Raw genomic sequence first — 2,971 nt, 5'->3', positions numbered from 1 at the left:
TGCCGGAAATGACCAAGCTCGGTTACGACAAGGGCTTTTCCACCGTCGTCACCGCCGCCTCGTCCTGCATCGCGCCGATCATTCCGCCCGGCATCATTCTCATCCTCTATGCACTGGTGTCGGACGTCTCGATCACCCGCATCTTCTTTGCAGGTTATCTGCCGGGGCTGCTGATCTATGTGGCCATCGCCATCACCGTGGCGATCATTTCCAAGGCCCGCAAATACAAGCCCAGCCGCCAGGCGCGCGCCAGCTGGGGCGAGATCGGCCGACAGGCGCTGGATTCGAGCTGGGCGCTGTTCCTGCCCTTCGGCATTCTGGGCGGGCTGCGCTACGGCCTGTTCACCCCTACCGAGGCGGGCGCGGTCTGCGTGCTCTATGCCGTGCTCGTCGGGGCGCTGGTCTATCGCCGCCTGCAATGGAAGCACATTCCCGCCATCCTGCTCGAATCGGCGCTGGCCACGGCCGGGGTCATGCTGCTGATCTGTGCCGCCACTGTGTTTTCCGCTTATCTCACCTGGGAAGGTATTCCGGGCATGGTGGCCACCGCCCTGACCGGCAGCATTTCCGATCCGCTGGTCATGCTGCTCGTCATCAACCTCATCCTGATTGGGGTGGGCGCCTTCTTCGAGGGTGGTTCGGCCATGATCCTGATGGCACCGCTCTTCGTGCCCATCATCCTGGGCATGGGGATCGATCCGGTGCATTTCGGCATCATCATGTCGATCAACCTCACCATCGCCGGCTTCACCCCTCCGGTCGGCACGATGATGTTCATCACCATCTCTATCGCCAAGGTGAAGATCGGCCATTACGTGCGGGAAAGCTGGCCCTTCCTTATCGCGCTGCTGACGGTGCTCTTCCTGGTCACCTACATTCCCGATATCTCGCTCATTGTGCCAAAGCTCTTCCTCTAGCTTCTGTATACGACGGACCGGCGGCCCCAGGGTCGCCGGCATCGCATTTGGAGAAATTTCGGACTTGATGTCCGAATAATGAACGTCTATTCGCATCTCTGACGCGCGTGGTCTCACGCGGGCACGGATGCGAGGATGTCATGAAAAAGCTGATCAACACCCCCACGACCTATGTCGAAGACGTGCTCAAGGGGCTGGTCGCCGCTCATCCCGGACTGGTTCTGGATGGGGAAAGCGGCCGGGTGGTCCGGCGCGCCGCGGGGGCGAGCCCGGGCAAGGTGGGCATCGCCTCGGGCGGCGGCTCCGGGCATCTGCCCCTGTTCACCGGCTATGTCGGCGAGGGGCTGCTGACCACCTGCTCGATCGGCAATGTCTTCGAGGGTCCCAACCTGGCCTCCTGCATGGAGGCGATCCGCCTGGCCGATGGCGGCACCGGCGTGCTGGTGCTGTTCGGCAATTACGGCGGCGACCGGATGAATTTCTCCATGGCCAGTGAAATGCTGGAGGACGAGGGCATCCGCACCCGCACCGTGCTGGGCACCGACGACATCGCCAGCGCCGGCCCTGAAGACGCCGCCAAGCGGCGCGGCGTAGCCGGCCTCATCTATGCCTACAAGATCGCCGGCGCGGCGGCGGAGGCCGGCCGCGATCTCGACGCGGTTGCTGCCATCGCGCAAAAGGCCGTCGACCATACCCGCACCATCGGCGTGGCGCTGAGCTCCTGCCAGGTGCCCGGCGCGGCGGCACCCAATTTCCAGATCGCCGATGACGAGATCGAGATGGGCATGGGCATCCATGGCGAGCCCGGCATCTGGCGCGGCAAGCTCAAGACGGCCGCGGAACTCGTCGAGGAGATGCTGGAGCGGCTGCTGGCCGAATTGCCGCAAGTGCACGGCAAGCGCGTGTCCCTGCTGGTCAACGGGCTCGGCGCCACCCCGCTCGACGAACTCTTCATCATCTATGGCGAGGCCGCACGTCGCTTGGCCGCTGCCGGCTACACGCTGGTCCAGCCGCTGGTGGGCAATTATGTCACCTCCATGGAGATGGCCGGCATGTCGTTGAGCCTGATCGCCCTCGATCCCGAGCTGGAGGCGCTTCTGGCCGCCCCGGCATCCTGCCCCTTCTGGAAGGTTCAGTAACATGGCCCTGACAAGCACTCATCTGCGCCAGGCGGTGTCCCGTGTCGTCGCCGTCCTGCCCGCGCTCGAGACCGAGTTGAACGAGGCCGATAGCCGCCTGGGCGATGGCGACACCGGCGCCATGCTGGCCCGCGTGGTCCGGGCTTTGGATGCAGCCGCCCCCGCCGATGGCGAGGCGGTGGGCGCGGCGCTTTCGGCCTATGCCAAGGCAACCATGGGTGCCACCGGCTCAAGCCTGGGGACCCTGATCGCCACCGCGCTGATGACGATTTCCCGTCAGACCAAGGGGCGCGAGCAAGTGCCGTGGTCGGAACTGGCGGACCTGCTGGCCCAGGCGCGCGACGCCATGTCGGCGCGTGGCGGGGCCAGCCTGGGGGACAAGACGGTGCTCGATGCGCTTGATTCGGTGGCCAGGGCCCTGGTTGGCCTCGATCAGCCCGAGGGCATCCAGGCCGCCGCGCAGACCGCCGCGCGCGCCACTCTTGAGGAATTTCGCGATCGCCCCAATAAGATGGGGCGGGCCCGCATGTTCGCCGACGCTTCCAAGGGGCTCGACGATCCGGGTATGCTGGCCATGGTCAGGATTGTGGAAGCCATCGGGAGATAGAGCGTGACGACAGAGACGAAAAGCCTGGTGGAGACGGCGCGCACCGAAGCCACCGGCCAGATGCTGTCCTATTTCAAGATGATGGCGGTGCTGGAATGCTTTTCGCGCAGCGACCGGGCCCTGACCGTGCTGCAGATCTCCAAGCGCACCGAATTGCCGCGCACCACCGTGCATCGCCTGGTCAGCACCCTCAAGACGCTGGGGCTGCTGGAGCAGGATCGGGACCGGGAGCGCTATCGCCTCGGGCTCAAGCTGTTCGAATTGGGCAATACCGTCCTGGCCAATATGGACGTGCAGCGCGAGGCGGC

General features: G+C 65.1%; 4 protein-coding genes. All 4 read left to right on the top strand.

Annotated elements, in window-relative coordinates; translation table 11 throughout:
* Positions 1-917: TRAP transporter large permease (locus tag VDP82_RS16445; protein WP_323015909.1), on the top strand; the 917-nt coding region annotated here is incomplete at its 5' end.
* Between the two features lie 140 nt (positions 918-1,057).
* Positions 1,058-2,056 (top strand): dihydroxyacetone kinase subunit DhaK, encoded by a 999-nt coding sequence (locus tag VDP82_RS16440; RefSeq protein WP_323015908.1) that lies wholly within the window; start codon positions 1,058-1,060, stop codon positions 2,054-2,056.
* A 1-nt stretch (position 2,057) separates the two neighbouring features.
* On the top strand, positions 2,058-2,663 hold the full coding sequence (locus VDP82_RS16435; RefSeq protein ID WP_323015907.1) for a dihydroxyacetone kinase subunit L: 606 nt from the start codon (positions 2,058-2,060) through the stop codon (positions 2,661-2,663).
* A gap of 3 nt (positions 2,664-2,666) precedes the next feature.
* On the top strand, positions 2,667-2,971 hold a 305-nt coding region (locus VDP82_RS16430), incomplete at its 3' end, for a helix-turn-helix domain-containing protein (RefSeq protein WP_323015906.1).

Origin of the sequence: Devosia sp. (assembly GCF_034675085.1) — a bacterium.
In the GTDB taxonomy this organism is placed as follows: Bacteria; Pseudomonadota; Alphaproteobacteria; order Rhizobiales; family Devosiaceae; genus Devosia.
Note: the sequence above shows the minus strand (reverse complement) of the source record. Positions and strands in the feature narration are given on the sequence as shown.